The 18,559-nt window shown below is 59.3% G+C and carries 15 protein-coding genes; 8 read left to right on the top strand and 7 right to left on the bottom strand.

Annotation, left to right across the window (positions count from 1 at the left end; translation table 11 throughout):
* Nucleotides 1-135 precede the first annotated feature (135 nt).
* From hrpA to HU754_RS08630, 4 genes are all read left to right on the top strand, one after another.
* Complete coding sequence (gene hrpA, locus HU754_RS08615) at nucleotides 136-4,047, top strand: ATP-dependent RNA helicase HrpA (RefSeq protein ID WP_186622749.1); 3,912 nt, start codon at nucleotides 136-138, stop codon at nucleotides 4,045-4,047.
* Nucleotides 4,048-4,375: 328 nt separating this feature from the next.
* The gene (locus HU754_RS08620) at nucleotides 4,376-5,497 is read left to right on the top strand and encodes a beta-ketoacyl-ACP synthase III (RefSeq protein ID WP_093438130.1); all 1,122 of its coding nucleotides are present in this window, start codon (nucleotides 4,376-4,378) and stop codon (nucleotides 5,495-5,497) included.
* Between the two features lie 137 nt (nucleotides 5,498-5,634).
* Nucleotides 5,635-6,246 (top strand): RNA polymerase sigma factor, encoded by a 612-nt coding sequence (locus HU754_RS08625; RefSeq protein WP_093438125.1) that lies wholly within the window; start codon nucleotides 5,635-5,637, stop codon nucleotides 6,244-6,246.
* Nucleotides 6,240-6,476 carry an anti-sigma factor family protein gene (locus HU754_RS08630; protein ID WP_093438121.1) on the top strand — a complete coding sequence of 79 codons (237 nt, stop codon included), beginning with the start codon at nucleotides 6,240-6,242 and terminating at the stop codon, nucleotides 6,474-6,476. Before HU754_RS08625 ends, HU754_RS08630 begins: the two co-directional genes overlap by 7 nt.
* 145 nt (nucleotides 6,477-6,621) lie before the next feature.
* Here the strand turns inward: HU754_RS08630 and HU754_RS08635 are convergent, their stop codons facing one another.
* Nucleotides 6,622-7,944 carry a putative porin gene (locus HU754_RS08635; protein ID WP_186622751.1) on the bottom strand — a complete coding sequence of 441 codons (1,323 nt, stop codon included), beginning with the start codon at nucleotides 7,942-7,944 and terminating at the stop codon, nucleotides 6,622-6,624.
* A gap of 282 nt (nucleotides 7,945-8,226) precedes the next feature.
* Between HU754_RS08635 and HU754_RS08640 the strand changes: the two genes are divergently transcribed.
* On the top strand, nucleotides 8,227-9,351 hold the full coding sequence (locus HU754_RS08640; protein WP_186622753.1) for a GNAT family N-acetyltransferase: 1,125 nt from the start codon (nucleotides 8,227-8,229) through the stop codon (nucleotides 9,349-9,351).
* A gap of 113 nt (nucleotides 9,352-9,464) precedes the next feature.
* Here HU754_RS08640 and aqpZ read toward each other — a convergent pair whose 3' ends face one another.
* From aqpZ to HU754_RS08665, 5 genes are all read right to left on the bottom strand, one after another.
* Nucleotides 9,465-10,160 (bottom strand): aquaporin Z, encoded by a 696-nt coding sequence (gene aqpZ / locus HU754_RS08645; protein ID WP_064586473.1) that lies wholly within the window; start codon nucleotides 10,158-10,160, stop codon nucleotides 9,465-9,467.
* Between the two features lie 309 nt (nucleotides 10,161-10,469).
* Entirely contained in the window at nucleotides 10,470-12,302 is a 1,833-nt protein-coding gene (locus HU754_RS08650) for an ABC transporter ATP-binding protein (RefSeq protein ID WP_093438109.1), read from the bottom strand.
* An 88-nt stretch (nucleotides 12,303-12,390) separates the two neighbouring features.
* Complete coding sequence (locus HU754_RS08655) at nucleotides 12,391-12,948, bottom strand: peptidylprolyl isomerase (RefSeq protein WP_186622754.1); 558 nt, start codon at nucleotides 12,946-12,948, stop codon at nucleotides 12,391-12,393.
* A 3-nt stretch (nucleotides 12,949-12,951) separates the two neighbouring features.
* Nucleotides 12,952-13,755: an alpha/beta fold hydrolase gene (locus HU754_RS08660; protein ID WP_186622755.1), complete on the bottom strand. Its 804-nt coding sequence runs from the start codon at nucleotides 13,753-13,755 to the stop codon at nucleotides 12,952-12,954.
* Nucleotides 13,756-13,769: 14 nt separating this feature from the next.
* Complete coding sequence (locus tag HU754_RS08665) at nucleotides 13,770-14,693, bottom strand: PA3225 family LysR-type transcriptional regulator (protein WP_007914443.1); 924 nt, start codon at nucleotides 14,691-14,693, stop codon at nucleotides 13,770-13,772.
* A 49-nt stretch (nucleotides 14,694-14,742) separates the two neighbouring features.
* On the opposite strand from HU754_RS08665, the gene HU754_RS08670 reads away from it, so the two are divergent.
* From HU754_RS08670 to HU754_RS08680, 3 genes are all read left to right on the top strand, one after another.
* Nucleotides 14,743-15,057: a 3-phosphoglycerate kinase gene (locus tag HU754_RS08670; RefSeq protein WP_186622757.1), complete on the top strand. Its 315-nt coding sequence runs from the start codon at nucleotides 14,743-14,745 to the stop codon at nucleotides 15,055-15,057.
* A 231-nt stretch (nucleotides 15,058-15,288) separates the two neighbouring features.
* Complete coding sequence (locus HU754_RS08675; RefSeq protein ID WP_099758291.1) at nucleotides 15,289-15,888, top strand: FMN-dependent NADH-azoreductase; 600 nt, start codon at nucleotides 15,289-15,291, stop codon at nucleotides 15,886-15,888.
* 346 nt (nucleotides 15,889-16,234) lie between these two features.
* Nucleotides 16,235-17,101: a carboxylate/amino acid/amine transporter gene (locus tag HU754_RS08680; protein WP_186622759.1), complete on the top strand. Its 867-nt coding sequence runs from the start codon at nucleotides 16,235-16,237 to the stop codon at nucleotides 17,099-17,101.
* Between the two features lie 106 nt (nucleotides 17,102-17,207).
* On the opposite strand, the gene HU754_RS08685 is transcribed toward HU754_RS08680, so the two are convergent.
* Nucleotides 17,208-18,506: a mechanosensitive ion channel family protein gene (locus HU754_RS08685; RefSeq protein ID WP_186622761.1), complete on the bottom strand. Its 1,299-nt coding sequence runs from the start codon at nucleotides 18,504-18,506 to the stop codon at nucleotides 17,208-17,210.
* Nucleotides 18,507-18,559: the final 53 nt, after the last annotated feature.

Here is an 18,559-nt window from a genome sequence, read left to right on the forward strand (position 1 = left end):
AGTTGACTCGGTCGGTCCCCTCTCCCTTTGGGAGAGGGCTAGGGTGAGGGCCGCAATCCCCCAGACACGCCACAAATCCGCCAAATCTGCGACAATCCGCCCCCTGCATAAATAGACGACCGAATTGCCTACCCGATGACCGACGAATCGCCCTCCATCGACAAACTGCTGAAGAACCTCGATCACGCCATGCTCGCCGACCGTCACCGGCTGCGGCGACAGTTGCTTGAGCTGCGCAAGAAACCCGACGAGGCCAAACTGGCCCAGTGGGTGACGCGCATGCAGGCGTCCTGTGATCAGGTGCTGGCCCGCCGTGCCAGCCTGCCGGTGATTCGTTACGACGACAGTCTGCCGATTGCGGCCAAGCGCGACGAGATCAAGAAGGCGCTGGAAAAGCATCAAGTGCTGATCATCGCCGGCGAAACCGGCTCGGGCAAAACCACCCAGTTGCCAAAAATCTGTCTGGAAATCGGTCGCGGTCAGCACGGTCTGATCGGCCACACCCAACCACGTCGAATCGCTGCGCGCAGCGTCGCCAGCCGGGTCGCCGAAGAACTCGCTACGCCGCTCGGTGCGCTGGTCGGCTATCAGGTGCGTTTCGAGGATCAAAGCGATTCCAACACCCTGATCAAGCTGATGACCGACGGTATTCTGCTGGCGGAAACCCAGAACGATCGCTACCTCGAACGCTACGACACGATCATCGTCGACGAAGCCCACGAACGCAGCCTCAACATCGACTTCCTGCTCGGCTACCTGAAAACCCTGCTGCCGCGTCGCCCGGACCTGAAAGTCATCATCACTTCGGCGACCATCGATCTGGAGCGCTTCTCCAAGCACTTCGACGATGCGCCAATTGTCGAAGTCTCCGGCCGCACCTTCCCGGTGGACACCTGGTATCGCCCGCTGACCCTGGAGCAGGACGAAGAGGGCAACCGCGTCGAGGATGACCTGACGGTGGATCAAGCGATCCTCGCGACCCTTGACGAAATCGCCGCTTACGAGCGCAGCGAACGCCGCAGTCCGGGAGACGTGCTGGTATTTCTGCCCGGCGAGCGCGAGATTCGCGACGCCGCCGACATGCTGCGCAAGGCGCAACTGAAACACACGGAAATCCTGCCGCTGTACGCGCGCTTGTCGCCGGCCGAACAACAGCGGATTTTCCAGTCGCACCCGGGCCGTCGCGTGGTGCTGGCGACCAACGTTGCCGAGACCTCGTTGACTGTGCCGGGCATTCGTTACGTGATCGACAGCGGCACCGCGCGCATCAGCCGTTACAGCTACCGTGCCAAGGTCCAGCGTCTGCCGATCGAGGCGATTTCCCAAGCCAGCGCCAACCAGCGTAAAGGTCGTTGCGGACGGGTTGAGCCGGGCATTTGTATTCGGCTGTACAGCGAAGAAGATTTTAACGGGCGCCCGGAATTCACCGATCCAGAGATTCTGCGCACCAACCTCGCTGCCGTGATTCTGCAGATGCTGCATCTACGTCTCGGCGAGATCACCGCATTCCCGTTCATCGAGCCGCCGGATGGCAAGGCGATCAGCGACGGTTTCAACCTGCTGCAAGAACTCTCGGCGGTTGACCGCAACAGTCAGCTGACCCCGCTCGGTCGCCAACTGGCGCGCCTGCCGGTCGACCCGCGCATGGGCCGTATGCTGCTTGAAGCAGCCAAGCTCGGCAGTTTGCAGGAAGTGCTGATCGTCGCCAGTGCGATGTCGATTCAAGACCCGCGCGAGCGGCCGCCGGAGCGTCAGCAAGCCGCCGATCAGGCCCACGCGCAATGGAAGGACACCGATTCGGACTTCGCCGGACTGGTCAATCTGTGGCGTGGTTTTGAAGAGCAGCGCCAGGCGCTGACCGCCAGCCCGTTGCGCAACTGGTGCCGGAAGAATTTCCTCAATTACCTGCGTCTGCGCGAGTGGCGCGACTCGCATCGGCAGTTGAGCCTGATCTGCCGCGACATGCAGCTGAGCCTCAACAAAGAGCCGGCGGATTACCCGAAACTGCACAAAGCGGTGCTGGTCGGCTTGCTCAGCCAGATCGGTCAGAAAACCGAGGATGGCGATTACCTCGGCGCGCGTCAGCGACGTTTCTGGATTCACCCGTCGTCGGGCATAGGCAAGAAGCGCCCGCAGTGGCTGATGACCGCCGAACTGGTGGAAACCACCAAGCTTTATGCTCGCATGGTCGCCAAGATCGACGCCGACTGGATCGAGCCGCTGGCCGGGCACTTGATCAAGAAAAACCACTTCGAACCGCATTGGGAAAAGAAGCGCGGCCAGGTCGTGGCCTACGAGCAGATCACTCTGTTCGGGCTGATCGTGGTCGGCCGCCGGCCGGTGCATTACGGTCTGGTGGATCCCGTGGTTTCTCGCGAGTTGTTCATTCGCGAAGGCTTGGTGCGTGGCGAGATTCAATCGAAAGCCAAGTGCCTGACCGCCAACAAACAGTTGCTCGAACAGCTCGACGAACTGGAAGCCAAGGCCCGTCGTCGCGACATTCTCGCCGATGAAGAAACCTTGTACGCGTTCTACGACGCGCGGTTGCCGGCGGAGATTCACCAGACCGCGACCTTCGACAGTTGGTACCGCATCAACAGCCAGAAGAATCCGCAGTTGTTGATCATGCGCGAAGAAGACGTGCTGGCTCGCGAAGCCAGTGAAGTCACCGCGCGGGATTACCCGGACACGCTGCACATCGGCGATCTGGAACTGGCGCTGACTTATCACTTCGAGCCCAATCATCCGCGCGACGGCGTGACCCTGCGCGTGCCGGCCCCGCTGTTGCCGATGCTGCCACCGGAACGCCTGGAATGGCTGGTGCCGGGGATGATCGAGGCCAAGTGCATCGCCCTTGTGCGCAACCTGCCGAAGGCCTTGCGCAAGAACTTCGTGCCGGTGCCGGACTTCATCAAAGCCGCGCTGCAACGCATGACCTTTGCCGAGGGTTCGTTGCCGCAAGCGCTCGGTCGCGAACTGCTGCGCATGACTGGCGCGCGGGTCAGTGACGAGGCGTGGGCCGAAGCCGAGCAAGGCGTCGAGGGGCATCTGCGGATGAACCTGGAAATTGTCGACGGCCAAGGCAAATTCCTCGGCGAAGGTCGCGATCTGGCCGAGCTGACCGCACGGTTTGCCGAAGCCAGTCAGGCCGCGCTGGCGGTGCCGCAGAGTGCGAAAAGTCAGCAACCGGTGGAGGCCAAGGTCTTCGCCCCGGTAGCAGAAAAGACTCAACAGAAGATCGCCGGGCTGTCGATGACGGTATATCCGGCGCTGGTTGAAGAGGGCGGCACGGTCAAGGAGGGGCGCTTCTCGACCCCGGCCGAAGCCGAATTCCAGCATCGTCGCGCCTTGCAGCGGTTGTTGATGCAGCAACTGGCGGAACCGGCCAAGTTCCTGCGTGGCAAGTTGCCGGGGCAGACTGAGCTGGGCTTGCTCTATCGCGAGTTGGGCCGGGTTGATGCGCTGGTCGAAGACATTCTGCTGGCGAGCCTCGACAGCTGCATTCTCGAAGGCGAAGACCCGCTGCCCCGCGACGGCGCCGGTTTGGCGGCACTGGCCGAGCGCAAACGCGGCAACTGGACTGAACACGCCGAACGCGTGGCGCGCCTGACGCTGGAAATTCTCAAGCTGTGGCACAGCCTGCAAAAGCGCTTCAAGGGCAAGATCGATCTGGCCCAGGCCGTGGCGCTCAATGACATCAAGCAGCAAATCAACAATCTGGTGTATCCGGGGTTTGTCCGCGAAACGCCGATGCAGTGGCTTAAGGAGTTGCCGCGTTACCTGAAAGCGGTCGAGCAGCGCTTCGAAAAGCTCGGCGCGCAGGTGCAGAAGGATCGCGTCTGGAGCGGCGAACTCGCCGGCCTCTGGGGGCAATACCAGACTCGCGCGGCGAAACATGCCCAGGAAGGCAAACGCGATCCGCAGCTTGAGCTGTATCGCTGGTGGCTGGAGGAATACCGGGTCTCACTGTTCGCCCAGCAGTTGGGGACGAAAGTACCGATTTCCGACAAACGCCTTAACAAGCAGTGGACCCAGGTCGAGCCCTGACCTAGAGGCATATGCAGTCCCTTGTAGGAGTGAGCCTGCTCGCGATTGCGGTGTGTCAGTCACCTTGCCACTGGCAGACAGACCGCAATCGCGAGCAGGCTCGCTCCCACATTGGGATTTGGGTTGTGCTTGAGAAAGGCGCCAAAACCCCGCGTTTATGGCAAACTTCGCGACCATAAACGCCGGTTTCGCGACCCAGAGCCTTCGCCCGGTTCGCGCGACGGAATAAAGCGATGCCAGGTTTGCGTCCCCCGGATGGGAATAGACCCTTTGTGTGTTGGTACGACGGTTCCAGCACTTTCTGCCTGAACAGATTAGAGAAACGACCATGCATAACGTCGTCATCAGCGGCACCGGCCTGTACACCCCGGCCAACAGCATCTCCAATGAAGAGCTGGTGCAGTCTTTCAACGCCTACGTCGCCCAGTTCAACGCCGACAACGCCGAGGCCATTGCCCGCGGCGAAGTCCAGGCCCTGACCGAATCCAGCGCCGCGTTCATCGAAAAAGCTTCAGGCATCAAGAGCCGCTTTGTCATGGACAAGGACGGCATCCTCGATCCGCAACGCATGGCCCCGCGTCTGCCGGAGCGTTCCAACGACGAATGGTCGGTGCTTTGCCAGATGGCTATCGGCGCTGCCGAACAGGCCCTGCAACGTGCCGGCAAAACTGCTGCCGACATCGACGGCGTGATCGTTGCCTGTTCCAACCTGCAGCGCGCCTACCCGGCCATCGCCATCGAAGTCCAGGAAGCCCTGGGCATTCAGGGTTTCGGTTTCGACATGAACGTGGCCTGCTCCTCGGCGACTTTCGGCATCCAGGCCGCCGCCAACAGCGTGCAACTGGGCCAGGCCCGGGCGATCCTGATGGTCAACCCGGAAGTCTGCACCGGTCACCTGAACTTCCGTGACCGCGACAGCCACTTCATCTTCGGCGATGCGGCGACTGCAGTGATCATCGAGCGCGCTGAGACCGCGACGTCCAAACACCAGTTCGATGTGGTCAGCACCAAGCTGCTGACCAAGTTCTCCAACAACATCCGCAACAATTTCGGGTTCCTCAACCGCGCGGCGGAAGAGGGCATTGGTGCCCGCGACAAACTGTTCGTGCAGGAAGGCCGCAAGGTGTTCAAGGATGTCTGCCCGATGGTTGCCGAGCTGATCGGCGAACATCTGCAAGAGAACCAGCTCAACGTCGGCGACGTGAAGCGCTTCTGGCTGCACCAGGCCAACCTGAGCATGAATCACCTGATCGTGCGCAAGTTGCTGGGTCGCGAAGCCACTGAAGAAGAAGCCCCGGTGATTCTCGACACCTACGCCAATACCAGCTCTGCGGGTTCGGTGATTGCGTTCCACAAGTATCAGGATGATCTGGCTGCCGGTTCGCTGGCGGTGTTGAGTTCGTTCGGTGCAGGCTATTCGATCGGTAGCGTGATTCTGCGCAAGCGTTGAAAATCGGTTTAATTTCCACCTGATCGCGCCGACCTTTCCTACATCCGAATCGGCTCAAACGCTGTAATTTTTCGGAAATGGCGGCAGGTGAAGACCTGCCGCTATCATTTTCGGAATCGGCACAAGGAGATTTTTGGATGGCGGCTGACGACACCCAACTGCTTGCGCGCCTGCTGGCGGGTGAGCAAAAGGCTTTCAAGGAACTGGTGACGACGTATCAGAGCGCCATGCGCGCCGTGGCGTATGCGATTGTCGGCCAGCGCCATGTCGAAGAAGTGGTGCAGGACGCCTGGTTGTCGGTGGTGCGCCACATCGCCAGCTTCGAAGGCCGCTCCAGTCTCAAGACCTGGCTGTTGACCATCACGGCCAACTCGGCCAAAAGCCGATATAAACAAAATCGCCGGGAAGTGTTGATGGATGATCTGCCGTCACCCCATGGCACGATCGACGATGACCGCTTTTCTCCCGGTGACGGCCATTGGCTGGTTGCCCCGTTCGCCTGGCATCAGGACACCCCGGAAGCCTTGCTGACCGAAGGTGAATTGCGTGACTGTCTGGAGCACACCCTGCTGAACCTGTCGGAACTGCAAAGCAGCGTTTTGTTGTTGCGCGAACGCCAAGGGCTGGAGCTGGAGGAGATCTGTAATCTTCTGGAGATCTCGCTCTCCAATGTCCGTGTGCTGCTGCATCGTGCGCGGCTGAAAGTCTTCGCGACCGTGGAGCATTTTGAGGAGACAGGGGAATGCTGACCTGTAAGGAACAAGTGGCGCGCTCCAGCGATTATCTCGATGGCCAATTGAGCTTTCGTGAAAAACTGATGGTGCGCCATCACCTGATGTTTTGCCCGAACTGTCGGCGTTTCATTCGTCAGATGCGTTTGATGCAAGCGACCTTGAAGGCGATGCCGGAGAAACCGGAAGAGGGTGTGGACGCGCTGGCTGAGCGTCTGGCTACGCAGAGGCGGGACGATAGCCCATGAAAAAACACAGCCCGGTGCAGCGCCAGCGAACGGATGATGGGGATCGCTGTAGCTGCACCGGGCTGCAGGAAAATCAGCTTCGATCGGCAAATCGCAAGGGGAGCGGTGACTTGCAGCTTGTCGCTCGAAGCTTGTAGCTGTTTTCTTAGAACTTGGCTTCCGCGTCCAGCTGCAAGGTGTTGGCGTCAGCGTCACGCTGGGTACGGCTGGCGAAGTCAGCCTTGGTCAGGAAGTACGTAGCGCCGATGGCGAAGTTCTTGTCGATGTCGTAACCGACCTTGAACTTGTGGCCACGGGAACCGGTGGTGCCGTTGGCGAAGTCGGAGTCGGTGAAAGCGCCGACTACGGCGTTGCGCTGCACGTCACGATAGTTGTAATCGAGGTTCAGGCCGAAGACTTTCGACTTGGCACCCAACAGCCACGCAGTGTCCTGATCGGTTACGGCATCGTTGTTCTTCACGTACTGACCGTAGAACGACAGTGGCATCGGCAGACCGCCGATGTCGACCTGGCTGAAGCCTTCATACAGACGGAATTCGTTGTTGGCCGAGTTGCCGTTGACCGCCAGTGCGCACGGTGTGGAAGTGCCGGTGCAGCGGCTGTCTTCGTCGTTCTGGTAGGCATAGACACTACCGCCCAGAGTCACTTTCAAGTTGTCAGTGATGTTGAAGCGGCTACCCAACTGGCCGGCGGTCAGACGCAGGTCGTGACGGAATTGCACGCCATCGCCATCGACGTTGTCCTTGAGGTTGTAGTTACCCAGGCTGCCGAACAGTTCGGCGCTGCTGCCCAACGGGTATTTGTAGGTAACGGCCAGACCTTCCGGGTTGATGTCGCTATCCCAGATCACGTCGCCCATGCTGACCCACGGCTGGAGCATCTTGCCGCCGATGATGTGCAGGTTCTTGATCTGGTCAGGGTGGTAGTCGATGTAGCCCAGATCCAGCCAGATCTGCTTCTTGTCGAAGTAGTTGTCCTGGTCCTGGTTGGTGGAGCGGGCATCGTCGCCGCCGCCGGTGGCAATACGGATGCCGGTGTCGACCTGCGGGTTGATCTCGGTGTAGGCACCCAGACGGGCGCGGATGCGCTGACGGTCCTTGTCGCGGCCACCGTTGTTCGGTTCGCCGTCGATCTTGATGGTCTCCTGACGGATACGCACATCGCCCTTGAATTGGGTCTTGGCTGCCCAGGCGAGTTTCTGGTCGAAGGCGCTTTGTTCGTTGGTTTTCTTCGCAACAGCGGCGACTTGTTCGTTGGTCTCTTGCTGCGCCTGCTGCGCGATTTGCTGAGCCTTCTGATCCTTGGCCAGTTCAGTTTGCAGTTCGATGTACTGCGCCTGGGAAATGGAACCGTTAGCCTTGAGCATGTCGAGCAGTTTGGCGTCGACTGCAGCACTGGCCGGAACACTCATGGCCAGCAACAAGCCACCGCACAGGGCCGCCGCAGTTTTCGTGGAAGCAAGACGCATAGCAATCTCCGAAGATGAGAGGGGATGGCACAACCATCCGGGGCACAACCGACGATTCGAACGTCGGAAAACAGTGTCCGGGTAGAACCCGGCGCTCTAAAAACAGGCGCCAGTATCGCGATGGTTTATGACAGAGCAGTGGCACAGTGATGGCAGGTTGATGACGATATCGATTTGTCCTGAACTATTGATCTAGAGCGCTGTCGGCCGATTGCGGGTGTGCAATGCCACGCAATCGGCGATACTCGCCGGGCGCTGAAGTCTTGTTGTGGAGAGCTGTCGATGCCGTTGCAATGCCTGCAAAACCTGTCGCAAATCGCTCCGGCAACCTGGGATGCGCTGGTGCCTGAAAGCCAGCCATTTCTGCGCCACGCTTTTCTCAGTGCACTGGAAGACAGTGGCAGCGTTGGCCCTCACACCGGCTGGCAACCTGAGCATTTGCTGCATATTGAAGATGATCGACTGATCGCCGCACTGCCCAGTTATCGCAAGTGGCATTCCTACGGCGAGTACGTGTTCGATCATGGCTGGGCCGACGCCTGCGCCCGCGCCGGCATCGATTACTACCCCAAGCTGTTGAGCGCTGTGCCATTCAGTCCAGTCAGCGGCCCGCGCCTGTTGGCGGCCAATGTCGAAGACGGTTTCGAACTGCTCAAGAGCCTGCCTGGTTACCTGGAGATCGAAGGGCTTTCCAGTGCGCACATCAACTTCACGGATCCTTTCACCGACGCTGCAATGGCCGAGCAACCAGGCTGGCTGCAACGTATTGGCTGTCAATATCACTGGCAGAATCGCGGGTATCGCGACTTTCAGGATTTCCTCGACGTACTCAGTTCGCGCAAGCGCAAACAGATGCGCAAGGAGCGCGAGCAAGTGGCGGGGCAGGGCTTTGCGTTTGAATGGCTGGAGGGGCGCGAGCTGGACGAGGCGCAGTGGGATTTTGTCTACGCCTGCTACGCCAATACCTATGCGGTGCGGCGTCAGGCACCGTACCTGACGCGGGAGTTTTTCAGTCTGCTGGCCGAGCGTATGCCCGAGGCGATCCGCGTGGTACTGGCCAAACAAGGCTCACGGCCGGTGGCGATGGCCTTCAGTCTGGTCGGTGGCGACAGTTTCTACGGGCGCTATTGGGGCTGTCTGGCGGAGTTCGATCGACTGCACTTCGAGACGTGTTTTTACCAGGGCATGGATTACGCGATCGCGCAGGGTTATCAGCGTTTCGATGCCGGGGCGCAGGGCGAGCACAAACTGATTCGTGGGTTTGAACCGGTGATCACCCATTCATGGCATTACTTGCTGCATCCGGGGTTGAAAGCGGCGGTGAAGGATTTCCTGAAACAGGAACGCGCCGGCGTCCTCGCGTATGCCGAAGAAGCCAGAACAGCCTTGCCCTACCGCCAAACCTAGATCCCTTGTGGGAGCGAGCCTGCTCGCGAAGGCGTCGTGTCAGTCGACATATACGTTATTGACACAACGTCTTCGCGAGCAGGCTCGCTCCCACAGAAGGATTTCATACGTCCTCAGGTTTCCTCTTTGCCCAACCAGCGATAGATCCCGCCACCGACCACCGCGCCAATCAACGGTGCGACCCAGAACATCCACAACTGCGCAATCGCCCAGCCGCCGACCATCAGTGCCGGTCCCGTGCTACGGGCCGGGTTCACCGAGGTGTTGGTGACGGGAATCGAGATCAGGTGAATCAGCGTCAGACCCAGGCCGATGGCGATCGGTGCCAGCCCCGGTGGTGCGCGTCTATCGGTCGCGCCCAGAATGATGATCACGAACATCGCCGTCATCACCAGCTCGGTCACAAACCCCGCCGCCATGGAATACTTCCCCGGCGAATGCTCGCCATAACCATTGGATGCGAGGCCGGCGGCGATATCGAAACCCTCCTTGCCGCTGGCAATGTGCGCAATCAGCGCCGCCGCGAGAATCGCGCCGAGCACCTGCGCGATGATGTAGGCGGGCAACTCTTTGGCCGGAAACCGACCGCCGACGAACAGACCGACCGACACGGCCGGGTTTAGGTGACATCCGCTGATGTGACCGATGGCGAATGCCATGGTCAGCACCGTCAGACCAAACGCCAGGGCCACCCCCAGCACCCCGATTCCCAACGGTGAAGACGCGGCGATCACCGCGCTGCCGCAACCACCCAATACTAACCAGAACGTACCCAACAACTCAGTGACTGAACGTTTGAACAGAGACATGAGAGGCGTCCTTGATAGCCCTGCTATCGAGACTGCATCGAGTTGTGCATCCCTGCAGATTTACGACAGGTTTCGTACCGAAACCTTGGCTGAGTACAGCAGGCTTTCTGCGGATTTCCAGCAGCCACAAAAAAACCGCCAGCGCCCTTGGTTTGCGGGCTGTGGCGGTTTGATCGGTCACTCATTTCACACATCCTTTGTAGGAGTGAGCCTGCTCGCGATAACGGTGTGTCATCAACATTAGTGGGCCTGACACACCGCTATCGCGAGCAGGCTCACTCCTACAGGGTTTTGTGGTGACGGAAAAAGTCAGTCGATGCCGACAAACCCTCCGGTCTGGTGCGCCCAAAGTCGTGCATACAGACCGCGATGGGCCAACAGCTCGGCATGGGTGCCGCTCTCGGCAATCTTGCCGTTCTCCAGCACCACCAGCCGATCCATACGGGCAATGGTCGAGAGTCGGTGCGCAATCGCAATCACGGTTTTGCCCTGCATCAGGGTTTCCAGGCTTTCCTGAATCGCCGCTTCAACTTCCGAGTCCAGTGCCGAGGTCGCTTCGTCCATGATCAGGATCGGCGCGTCCTTGAGCAACACCCGCGCAATCGCAATGCGCTGACGCTGACCACCGGACAGTTTCACCCCGCGTTCACCCACATGCGCATCGAAGCCTGTGCGCCCTTCGGCGTCCGACAGCAGCGGAATGAACTCATCGGCGCGCGCTTTGTGCACTGCATCCCACAACTCTGCGTCGGTCGCATCGGGTTTGCCGTACAGCAAGTTGTCGCGGATCGAACGGTGTAGCAGCGAGGTGTCCTGGGTAATCATGCCGATCCGTGCACGCAGGCTTTCCTGACCGACTTCGGCGATGTTCTGGCCATCAATCAGAATCCGCCCACCCTCGACGTCGTACAGGCGCAGCAATAGATTGACCAGCGTCGATTTGCCGGCGCCGGACGGCCCGATCAAACCGATTTTCTCACCCGGTTTAATGTTCAGATTGAGATCGCCGATGATCCCGCGCTTCTTGCCGTAGTGAAAATCCACGTGCTCGAAACGCACTTCGCCACGGGCCACTTCCAGCGGTTTGGCCTGCTCGTGATCGGTGACGCTGACCGGTTGCGAGATGGTCTGTAAGCCGTCCTGGACCATGCCGATGTTTTCGAAAATGCCGGTGACCACCCACATGATCCAGCCGGACATGTTGACGATGCGAATGACCAGACCGGTTGCCAGGGCAATCGCCCCGACAGTGATCAGCGACTGCGTCCACAGCCACAAGGCCAGGCCTGTGGTGCCGACGATCAACAGGCCGTTCATGGTGGTAATGGCGATGTCCATGCTGGTCACAACGCGGCCCGCCAGTTGGGCTTTTTCGGTTTGTTCTTCGATTGCTTCGCGGGCGTATTGCTGCTCGTAATTGGTATGGGCGAACAGCTTCAGGGTGGCGATATTGGTGTAACCATCGACGATCCGCCCCATCAGTTTGGAGCGTGCATCGGAGGACACCACCGAGCGCTCCTTGACCCGCGGCACGAAGTAACAGAGCGCGCCAATGTAAGCGGCGATCCACGTCAGCAACGGAATCATCAGGCGCCAGTCCGCCTCGGCGAACAGCACCAGCGAGCTGATCGCGTAGATCAGCACATGCCACAACGCATCCACTGCTTGCACCGCAGAGTCACGTAGCGAGTTGCCCGTCTGCATGATGCGTTGGGCGATACGACCAGCGAAGTCATTCTGGAAAAAGTTAAGGCTCTGCTTGAGCACGTAGCTGTGGTTCTGCCAGCGGATCATGCTGGTCATGCTCGGGCTCAGGGTCTGGTGCACCAGCAGGTCGTGCAGGCCGACAAAGACCGGGCGCAAGATCAGCGCGACCACGGCCATCCAGGCCAATTCCAGGCCATGCTCCTGAAAGAAATTCGGATTCGGTGCACCTTGGGCGAGGTCAATGATGCGACTGAGGTAGCTGAACAACGCCACTTCGATCAAGGCGCCGAACAGTCCGACGGTGAGCAGGGCGGCAAAACTCGGCCAGACCTGCTTCAGGTAATAGGTGTAGAAGGGCAGCACGCGATCCGGCGGGGATGCCGTGGGGGCGTCGCGGAACACGTCGATCAGTTGTTCGAAACGGCGATAGAGCATCAGATAACCGCCCGGAGCACGGGCTCTCCTTTTATCGGTGTGAGCGGCGCGGGATCAGGCCAGCGCCGCTCGATACGCCCTGTACAGCTTAGTCGATGACTTTGGCCGACTTGATGAATACAGGGTCGGCAGGTACGTCTTTCATGCCGCTTTTGATGGTGGTCGGCGAGTTGACGATGATGTCGACCACGTCCATGCCTTTGACCACTTTGCCGAATACTGCGTAGCCATCGCCCTGGTCGAGGAAGTCGTTGTCCTTGACGTTGATGAAGAACTGGCTGGTCGCCGAATCAGGTACGGAAGTGCGAGCCATGGACAAGGTGCCACGAACGTTAGCCAGACCGTTTTTGTGTTCGTTCTTGATTGGAGCCTTGGTTTCTTTCTGCTGCATCTGTTGAGTGAAACCACCGCCCTGGACCATAAAGCCCGGGATCACACGGTGGAAAATCGTGTTGTTGTAGAAGCCGCTGTTGACGTAATCGAGAAAGTTCTTGGTGCTGATCGGTGCCTTGACCGGATCCAGTTCGATTTCGATCTGGCCGTTGGTGGTGTCCAGCAGCACATGCGGTGCCTTGGTTGGCGTGGCAGCCATCAGGTTGGCGGCAAACAGCACAGTACCAGCGGCGAGGGCGAGTTTTTTCAACATGGGTCAGTGATCCTGAGATTGAATATCGGCTGCGGCGAGAAACTCCAGCAGCGTTTGATTGAAACGTTCGGGTTGATCGAGCGGGGTGGCGTGGCGCGAATCGGCGATCACCACCAGCCGCGCATTCGGCAGCAGTTTTACATAGGTTTCTTTCAGTGCCACCGGTGTGTAGTCACGGTCGGCGCTGATGACGAGCGTTGGACAGGACACTCGGGAAAGTCGTTCCTGAACGCCCCAGCCAACAATCGCATCGAAGCTGGCGAGATAAGCACGTTTGTCGTTTTTTGCCCAGCGTTCGGCCATTTTCTGTCGCAGATCCGCCTGTTCCGGTTTCGGAAAAAGTTTACCGCCGAGGGCTTTGCCGATGGTCGCGAGGCTGAGTACGCGCATCAGGCTCCAGCGTTTGAACCACTGCCAGTAGTCGTCGCGGCTGCGGATTTTGACCTCGGGCGCACTGTTGACGATGGTCAGGCTCTTGAGCATTTGCGGATGATCGACGCCGAACTGGAAGCCGATCATGCCGCCCATCGACAGCCCGACGTAATGCACCGGGCCGAGGTTCAAGTGCTCGATCAACGCCAGCAGGTCGTTGCTGAAACCGGCGATGCTGTAGCGCTCGCGCGGTTTGTCCGAACGCCCGTGGCCCCGAACATCCGGGACGATCACCCGATAGTGCGCGGCCAGCGCCGGGATCTGCATTTCCCAATCCAGTGTGCTCGAGCCGAGCCCGTGAACCAGCAGCAACGGCGCGCCGTGGCCATATTCCTCGTAGTGCAGGTTGCAACCTTCATGTTCGAACCAGGCCATCGGTGAACTCCGTGTCAGGCTTGTTCAGGGGCGGCGAACGGTGCGTCCAGCGGCAAGGTGTCGAAGGTGCGCAGCAGTTCGATGAGGATTTGCGTGGCCGGGCCCAAGGGTTTGTCCTTGTTCGAATACAGATAGAAGCTGGAGTTGCGGTTACCGCCCCTGTCCAACGGTAGCAGCTTGAGCGAGCCATCCTTCAGCTCTCGTTCAATCATGTGGCGAGGCAGCCAGGCAAAACCGAGGCCGCTGCTGACGAACGTCGCCGCTGTGGCGAGGCTGCCAACGGTCCAGCGCTGTTCGGCGCCGAGCCAGCCGACATCCCGTGGTTGCTGGCGGCCGGAGTCGCGGATCACCACTTGCATCTGGGTTTCCAGATCCTGAAAGCTCAGTTCGCGATTGAGCCGGTGCAGCGGGTGATCGGGATGAGCAACGGCGACGAATTCGACGTCGCTCAGTTCCGCACCAAGGTAACCGGGAATGCTCAGGCCGGTGATGGCCAGATCGGCCACGCCTTCGAGCAGCACTTCTTCGACACCCGACAACACTTCCTCACGCAAACGCACGCGGCAGCCGCGACTCTGCGGCATGAACGCGGTCAATGCGCGCACAATTCGCGCGCTCGGGTAGGCCGCATCGACCACCAGCCGCACCTCGGCTTCCCAACCTTGCTCCATATGGTGGGCAAGATCTTCCAGTTGGCTGGCCTGTTTCACCAATTGTCGCGAACGACGCAGCAACACGCCGCCGGCTTCGGTGAGCACGGCTTTGCGCCCGTCGATGCGCAGCAACGGCACGCCGAGCTGGTCCTGCATACGGGCGACGGTGTAACTCACCGACGATTGCGAACGGTGCAAGGCCTCGGCGGCCTGGGCGAATCCGCCGTGGTCGACCACGGCCTGCAATGTTCGCCATTGATCAAGGGTCACGCGGGGCGCTTTCATCAATAGCTCCTCTTGTCCTAAGCTGGCCGTCCCTCATGGAGACTGCCGAATGAAAAAATTCTGTTGTGTGCTGCTGGCGCTGCTTCCGCTGACCGCTTTTGCTTATCCGATTGATGTGCAGAAAGATCTCAACGGCATGAAGATCGATTACGAGCCTTACGACACCGACAATGACATCGGCTCCATTCGGGTGGCCAACTACGGTGACGTCGACGCAGTCTGCAAGGCGGTCTTCAACAATGGCCCGGAAGCACCGCGCACCCGCACAATCGATGTACCGGCCGGCAAACATAAAAACGCCACGGCCAAGTTCACCCGCGAGATCATCAAGCTGCGCATCAAACTGACCTGCGTCCCGAAATAACACCGTATTTACCTGTGGGAGCGAGCCTGCTCGCGAAGGCGGTGTGTCAGTAAACACATTCCTTGACTGACACACCGCCTTCGCGAGCAGGCTCGCTCCCACAGGGTATGAGGTGCATCTAAACGAATTATTCGATGCTTTGCAGCAATTATTTGCGCTTTTTCATCGATTCGACTCTGTTTAACCTCCACTCCATCGACCTACAACATTCTCGGATGGAGGCTACACACCATGTCCCGCGTTCTGATCATCGAAAGCAGCGCCCGCCAGCAAGACTCGGTTTCCCGTCAACTGACCCAGACTTTCATCAGTCAGTGGAAAGCAGCGCATCCCAACGATCAGATCACTGTGCGTGACCTCGCCGTGAACCCGGTGCCACACCTGGACAGCAATCTGTTGGGTGGCTGGATGAAGCCTGCCGATCAGCGCAACGCCAACGAGCAATCGTCGCTGGATCGTTCCAACGAATTGACCGATGAGTTGCTCGCCGCCGACGTACTGGTCATGGCTGCACCGATGTACAACTTCGCCATCCCGAGCACCCTCAAGGCCTGGCTCGACCACGTGCTGCGTGCCGGCGTGACCTTCAAGTACACCGAAACCGGCCCCCAAGGCCTGCTCAGCGGCAAGCGTGCTTACGTGCTCACCGCTCGCGGCGGCATCTACGCCGGCGGCCCGGCCGACCATCAGGAACCGTACCTGCGTCAGGTCATGGGTTTCATCGGCATCAACGACGTGACCTTCATTCACGCCGAAGGCATGAACCTCGGTGGCGACTTCCAGGAGAAGGGCCTGAATCAGGCCAACGCCAAACTGTCCCAAGTCGCTTGATATGTTAATCGCCAGATAATCGCTGGATGGTCTAGTGACCTGGCGCAACCCCTTCAAGGCTCTACGCGCATCGAACCTCCCTTTGCACTTGTTGCTCCTGAGTGCTGTAGCCCGATTGAACGCATTTGCGAGATCGGGCTTTTTTTTGCCTGCGATTTGATGAACAACGCAATTTCCCTTGTAGGAGTGAGCCTGCTCGCGATAGCGGTGTGTCAGTCAATGCTGATGTGTCTGAACAACCGCCATCGCGAGCAGGCTCACTCCTACAGGGGATTTGTGTTGTTCGAGGGTTCGCGGTCTGGTGCAAAAACCGCTATCGTCGCCGCCATTCAAATTAGGGGCGAGCATGGGCTATCTACTTTTTGTCACGCTGATCCAGGCGTTTTCCTTCAGTCTGATCGGCGAATACCTGGCCGGTCATGTCGACAGTTACTTCGCGGTGCTGGTGCGCGTAGTGCTGGCGGGGCTGGTGTTCATTCCGTTGACCCGCTGGCGTTCGGTGGAACCTTCGTTCATGCGCGGCATGTTGTTGATTGGGGCGTTGCAGTTCGGTGTGACTTACGTTTGCCTCTATCTGAGCTTCCGCGTGCTGACGGTGCCGGAAGTGTTGCTGTTCACCATCCTCACGCCGCTGCACGTGACGTTGATCGAGGATGCGCTGAACCGACGCTTCAACCCGTGGGCGCTGATCGCCGCGTTAGTGGCGGTGGGCGGGGCGGCGGTGATTCGTTTCGACAGCGTCAGTCCGGACTTCTTCATGGGCTTCCTGCTGCTGCAACTGGCCAACTTCACCTACGCGGCGGGGCAGGTGATGTACAAGCATCTGGTGGCGAAACACCCGAGCGATCTACCGCATTACCGCCGTTTTGGCTTCTTCTACCTCGGTGCGCTGGCGGTGGTGCTGCCGGCATTCCTGATGTTCGGCAAAGCCAACTTCCTCCCGGAAGCGCCGCTGCAATGGGGCGTGTTGCTGTTCCTCGGCCTGGTCTCGACCGCGCTGGGCATGTACTGGTGGAACAAGGGTGCGTGCATGGTCAACGGCGGCACGCTGGCGGTGATGAACAATCTGCATGTGCCGGTGGGGTTGCTTCTGAATTTGCTGATCTGGAATCAGCATGAGGAACTGGGGCGGTTGTTCCTTGGCGGCAGCGTCATCCTTGCCGCCGTATGGATCAGCCGACTGGGCATCCGAAAAAAAACGGTCGCTGCATAACCCCTGTGGGAGCGAGCCTGCTCGCGAAGGCGCTGGGTCAGATAAGTATGGGTCGACTGACACATTGCATTCGCGAGCAGGCTCGCTCCCACATTTGATCTTTGGGTTACATCAGGTGTTTTTGCGGCTCGGGAATGCTGGTCGCGCCGAGCACCGCCGGCAGCAGGCCAGAGCGCAAATCCCCGCCACTCGGTTGCTGATACAGGCTCAAGCCAAACTCCGGCAGTACCGCCAGTAGATAATCAAAAATATCCCCCTGAATCCGCTCGTAATCGGCCCACACCGTGGTGCGGGTGAAGCAGTAAATCTCCAGCGGAATACCCTGCGCCGTGGTCTGCATCTGCCGCACCATGCAGGTCATGTTCGGCTGAATCTCCGGATGACTCTTCAGGTACGCCAGTGCATACGCGCGGAACGTGCCGATATTGGTCATGCGCCGACGGTTAGCCGACATCGCCGCGACATTGCCCTGCGCTTCGTTCCACGCCTTGAGTTCAGCTTTTTTGCGGCTCATGTAATCGCTGAGCAGGTGCACCTGGGAGAGCTTTTCTTCTTCGTCGTCACGGATGAAACGCACACCGCTGGCATCGATGAACAGGCTGCGCTTGATCCGTCGTCCGCCGGATTGCTGCATGCCGCGCCAGTTCTTGAACGACTCGGACATCAGGCGCCAGGTCGGGATCGAGACGATGGTTTTATCAAAATTCTGCACCTTGACCGTGTGCAGGGTGATGTCGACCACATCGCCATCGGCGCCGACTTGCGGCATCTCGATCCAGTCGCCGACCCGCAACATGTCGTTGCTGGTCAACTGCACACTGGCGACAAACGACAGCAGGGTGTCCTTGTAGACCAACAGAATCACCGCCGACATTGCACCCAGACCGGAGAGCAGCAACAGCGGCGAACGGTCGATCAGTGTGGCGACGATGATGATCGCGCCGAACACGTACAAAACCATTTTTGCCAGTTGCACGTAGCCTTTGATCGAGCGCGTACGCGCATGTTCGGTACGCGCATAGATGTCGAGCAGGGCATTGAGCAGAGCGCTGACCGAGAGCAGCAGGAACAGAATGGTGAACGACAACGCGACGTTGCCGAGAAAGGTCATCGCGGTTTTGTTCAGTTCCGGCACCAGATGCAGGCCGAACTGGATGACCAGCGATGGCGTCATCTGCGCCACACGCTGAAACACCTTGTTATGGCGAAAGTCATTGATCCAGTGCAACGCCGGCTGGCGTCCGAGCATGCGGCTGGCGTGCAGGATCAGGTAACGCGCCACTCGTCCGAGCACCAGTGCGATGACCAATAGCACGGTCAGTGCGAGGCCAGCCTGCAAGAACGGATGCTGTTCGAGGGTGCCCCAGAGGTCTTGGGCGTTGTGCCAGAGCTGTTTGAAATCCATATGAGCAACGATTCTTCTGTAAGACGCGATGGGCGATTAGAGCATTTAAGACG

Source organism: Pseudomonas zeae, from assembly GCF_014268485.2.
Classification (GTDB): Bacteria; Pseudomonadota; Gammaproteobacteria; order Pseudomonadales; family Pseudomonadaceae; genus Aquipseudomonas; species Aquipseudomonas neuropathica.

Coding starts and splice junctions, on each gene's coding strand:
- hrpA (WP_186622749.1), top strand. CDS start 136: ATGACCGACGAATCGCCCTCCATCGACAAACTGCTGAAGAACCTCGAT.
- HU754_RS08620 (WP_093438130.1), top strand. CDS start 4,376: ATGCATAACGTCGTCATCAGCGGCACCGGCCTGTACACCCCGGCCAAC.
- HU754_RS08625 (WP_093438125.1), top strand. CDS start 5,635: ATGGCGGCTGACGACACCCAACTGCTTGCGCGCCTGCTGGCGGGTGAG.
- HU754_RS08630 (WP_093438121.1), top strand. CDS start 6,240: ATGCTGACCTGTAAGGAACAAGTGGCGCGCTCCAGCGATTATCTCGAT.
- HU754_RS08635 (WP_186622751.1), bottom strand. CDS start 7,944: ATGCGTCTTGCTTCCACGAAAACTGCGGCGGCCCTGTGCGGTGGCTTG.
- HU754_RS08640 (WP_186622753.1), top strand. CDS start 8,227: ATGCCGTTGCAATGCCTGCAAAACCTGTCGCAAATCGCTCCGGCAACC.
- aqpZ (WP_064586473.1), bottom strand. CDS start 10,160: ATGTCTCTGTTCAAACGTTCAGTCACTGAGTTGTTGGGTACGTTCTGG.
- HU754_RS08650 (WP_093438109.1), bottom strand. CDS start 12,302: ATGCTCTATCGCCGTTTCGAACAACTGATCGACGTGTTCCGCGACGCC.
- HU754_RS08655 (WP_186622754.1), bottom strand. CDS start 12,948: ATGTTGAAAAAACTCGCCCTCGCCGCTGGTACTGTGCTGTTTGCCGCC.
- HU754_RS08660 (WP_186622755.1), bottom strand. CDS start 13,755: ATGGCCTGGTTCGAACATGAAGGTTGCAACCTGCACTACGAGGAATAT.
- HU754_RS08665 (WP_007914443.1), bottom strand. CDS start 14,693: ATGAAAGCGCCCCGCGTGACCCTTGATCAATGGCGAACATTGCAGGCC.
- HU754_RS08670 (WP_186622757.1), top strand. CDS start 14,743: ATGAAAAAATTCTGTTGTGTGCTGCTGGCGCTGCTTCCGCTGACCGCT.
- HU754_RS08675 (WP_099758291.1), top strand. CDS start 15,289: ATGTCCCGCGTTCTGATCATCGAAAGCAGCGCCCGCCAGCAAGACTCG.
- HU754_RS08680 (WP_186622759.1), top strand. CDS start 16,235: ATGGGCTATCTACTTTTTGTCACGCTGATCCAGGCGTTTTCCTTCAGT.
- HU754_RS08685 (WP_186622761.1), bottom strand. CDS start 18,506: ATGGATTTCAAACAGCTCTGGCACAACGCCCAAGACCTCTGGGGCACC.